Below are 3,199 nucleotides of genomic sequence, written 5' to 3' on the forward strand. Positions count from 1 at the left end.
CCCGCCGCCACCGCTCCCGCCGCGACCGCTCCCGCCGCCACCGCTCCCGCTGCCGCTGCCGTTCCCGCTGCCGCGACGCCGAGCACGACGGAGATCGTGCCGGCCGCCGACCTCGCGACGCCGCTGCCGTGGACGCGGACGGTGTGGAACGGCCGTGCGCCGCGTCACCTCACGACCGCTCCGGACACGGGTCGCCGCCGCCCGACCTGGACGCAGGCGATCGCGGGGCTCTTCGGTGCCGCGGCCCTGGGCGTGCTGGCCGGCGCCGCAGTCGCGCTGGTGCGGGCGCTGCTGAGCGTCCCGTTCATGCAGGACTTCCTGGCTGCGTTCCCCGGCGAGTACGAGCCGGCGATCCCGGTCGAGCCGGGCTTCGCGCCGTGGGTCAACTGGGCGCATTTCTTCAACATGTTCCTGATCGTGCTGATCATCCGCTCGGGGCTGCAGGTGCGCACCGAGAAGCGGCCGACCGTGTTCTGGACGCCGCGGAACAACCCCAAGGGAAAGATCAGCCTGAACCTCTGGTTCCACCAGGCGCTCGACATCCTGTGGCTCGTGAACGGCGTGGCCTTCGTGGTGCTGCTCTTCGTCACCGGGCACTGGGTGCGCATCGTGCCGACAAGCTGGGAGGTCTTCCCGAACGCGCTGTCGGCGGCCCTGCAGTACGTCTCGCTCGACTGGCCGCACGAGAACGGCTGGAACAACTACAACAGCCTGCAGCAGCTCGCCTACTTCGTGACCGTGTTCGTGGCGGCGCCGCTCGCCGCCGCCACCGGCTTCCGCATGTCGGGGCTGTGGCCGAAGAGGGCGGAGCGGCTGTCGAAGGCGTACCCGGTGGAGTGGGCGCGCGCGCTGCACTTCCCGATCATGCTGTACTTCGTGGCGTTCATCGTCGTGCACGTGGCACTCGTGATGCTCACCGGGTTCCAGCGCAACCTCAACCACATGTTCGCGGCGCAGGATGCGGCGACCTGGACCGGGTTCTGGGTGTTCGTGCTCTCGCTCGTCGTGATCGCGGGCGCGTGGGCGGCGGCGCGTCCGCTCGTGCTCGCCCCGATCGCGAAGCTCTTCGGCAAGGTCTCCGGTCGCTGATCGCCCGAGGCGAGCGGGTGTTGACAGGCCACCAAGCAAACGCTTGACTGGGGCGTGTCGCTGCCTCTCGCCTTCTTCTCCTTCGTCCGTCTCGACGACCGCTCACAGCACGCCGAGTACAACCGCTGGCATCAGCTCGACCACCGGCCCGAGAACCTCGCCCTGCCCGGCGTCGCAGGGGGAGACCGGTGGGAAGTGCGACCGACGGGTGATGGTCTGGCCACAGGGTCACTCGCCGGCGCTGTGGACTTCGTCGCCATGTACTGGTTCCGCGACCCGGTCGACGAGTCCGTCGCCGCGTGGGATGCGCTCGGGGAGGCCTCGTTCCAGTGGGGTCGCGGGCCGCTGCTCCCGGGCATCCAGCGCCCCCTGCTCGCGTTCTTCCGTCCGGTGAAGGGCTATTCCGCCCCGCGCGCTCTGGTGTCGCCCGACGTGCTGCCCTACCGCCCGAACCGCGGACTGCACCTCACCGCCACCCGCTTCGCCGAGCCGCATGGCCACAAGGCCCACGAGGCGCATCGGCGAGAGGACCGCGAACTCATCCCGGCCCTGCTCGACGTGGACGGCGTCGCCGGCGCCTGGACCTTCTCGTACAGCCACCCGCAGCGGCACTCCTCCCTGCCGTTCGACGAGAGCCCGGCCGATGAGCCGGGGTCCCTGCGCCTCCGCCTGCTCTATCTGGAGGACGATCCCGACCTCGTGACCCCGGCTCTGCGCGCCGTGGAAGAGCGGTTCCCCGGGGCGGGCGAGGTCGTGCTGTCGACCCCGGTGCACACGATCATCCCGTGGCAGGACTGGTGAGCGCCGATCTCGAACGGCGGCTGCGGGCGCTCGAGGACCGCGCAGAGATCGCCGAGCTGATCGCGCGGTACGGGCCCGCCGTGGACAGCGCGGACGCCGCCGAGGTCTCGGCGCTCTGGGCGGCGGATGGCACCTACCGCTTTGACGACACGGTTCTGGACGCGGACGGTATCCGGACCCTGGTCGACCTGCCGTCGCACCGCGAGTATCTGCGCCGCGGCTGCGCGCACGTACTCTCCGCCCCTCGGATCGAGATCGACGGGGACACAGCGGTGGCCGTGACGCACTCCGTTGTGCTGCTGCGCGACGGCGACCACTGGGAAGCGGAGCGGGTCAGCGCCAACCGGTGGGAACTGGTGCGCACGACGAACGGATGGCGCGTGCGGGAGCGCCGCAATCACCTGCTCGACGGGGATGCGGTCGCCAGAGAGCTGCTCGCTCCCTGAGTGCTCGGGCTCCGGCTCAGCCCTCGAAGCGCGAGAGCGGGGTCTCACCCGCGGCGGCGAGCCGGGCGAGCGTCCGCGCGCGCGGACCGAGGGCGCTGCCGAACCGCACGTCCCATCCCTCGTGGCTGTCGTCGCCGAGCGCCGCGCGCGCGTGATGCGGCCAGTTGGGGTCGTCGAGCGCCTCCCGGCCGAGCAGCACGAGATCGGCGTCGCCGTGGTCGAGCAGTCGATCGGCCTGCACGGGGTCCACGATCAGGCCCACCGTCGCGGTCGGCACCCCGGCCTCGTCGCGGATGCGGCGGGAGAAGTCGGCGTGGAAGGCGAAGCCGCGACGGACCCTGGTGTCCGTCGAGCGGTCGGTGGTGATGCCCCCGGACGAGGTGTCGATGAGGTCCACGCCCTCCGCGGCGAGGGCGCGCGCGATGCCGACCGTGTCGTCGATCCCCAGTCCGTCCGCGGCGCCGTCGACCGCGGACAGCCGGAACGACAGCGGGATGCCGTCGCCGATCGCCGACCGCACGGCGGCGACCACCTCGCGCGGGTAGCGGAGCCGGTTCTGCGGACTGCCGCCGTACGCGTCGGTGCGACGGTTCGACACGGGGGAGAGGAACGAGTGCAGCAGGTAGCCGTGGGCGCCGTGCAGCTCGACGAAGCGGAACCCCGCGGCGACCGCCCGCACCGCGGCGTCGTGCCAGTCCTGCACGGAGCGGGCGATGTCGGCCGCGGTGACCGCCGCGGGCACGGCGTGGCCCGGTCCTGCCGCCAGGGCGCTCGGGGCGTCGAGGGGCCAGGGGCCGTGGCCGACCACGGCGTCGGTCTCGTCCAGGGGTGCACCGGCCCGCCACGGCTCGCGCACCGCTGGA

The 3,199-nt window shown here is 72.2% G+C and carries 4 protein-coding genes; 3 read left to right on the plus strand and 1 reads right to left on the minus strand.

From position 1 onward, the window contains the following. From DW299_RS02305 to DW299_RS02315, 3 genes are all read left to right on the plus strand, one after another. Positions 1-1,089: cytochrome b/b6 domain-containing protein (locus tag DW299_RS02305; protein WP_240745294.1), on the plus strand; the 1,089-nt coding region annotated here is incomplete at its 5' end. A gap of 54 nt (positions 1,090-1,143) precedes the next feature. Further along, positions 1,144-1,890, plus strand: coding sequence for a hypothetical protein (locus DW299_RS02310; RefSeq protein ID WP_136035494.1), 747 nt, complete (start codon positions 1,144-1,146; stop codon positions 1,888-1,890). Beyond that, the gene (locus DW299_RS02315) at positions 1,887-2,336 is read left to right on the plus strand and encodes a nuclear transport factor 2 family protein (RefSeq protein ID WP_168443058.1); all 450 of its coding nucleotides are present in this window, start codon (positions 1,887-1,889) and stop codon (positions 2,334-2,336) included. Before DW299_RS02310 ends, DW299_RS02315 begins: the two co-directional genes overlap by 4 nt. Positions 2,337-2,352: 16 nt before the next feature. Here the strand turns inward: DW299_RS02315 and DW299_RS02320 are convergent. Beyond that, a partial coding sequence (locus DW299_RS02320) for an oxidoreductase (RefSeq protein WP_136035495.1) occupies positions 2,353-3,199 on the minus strand: 847 nt, incomplete at its 5' end.

This window comes from Microbacterium sp. K35 (genome assembly GCF_004794375.1).
GTDB lineage: Bacteria > Actinomycetota > Actinomycetes > Actinomycetales > Microbacteriaceae > Microbacterium > Microbacterium sufflavum.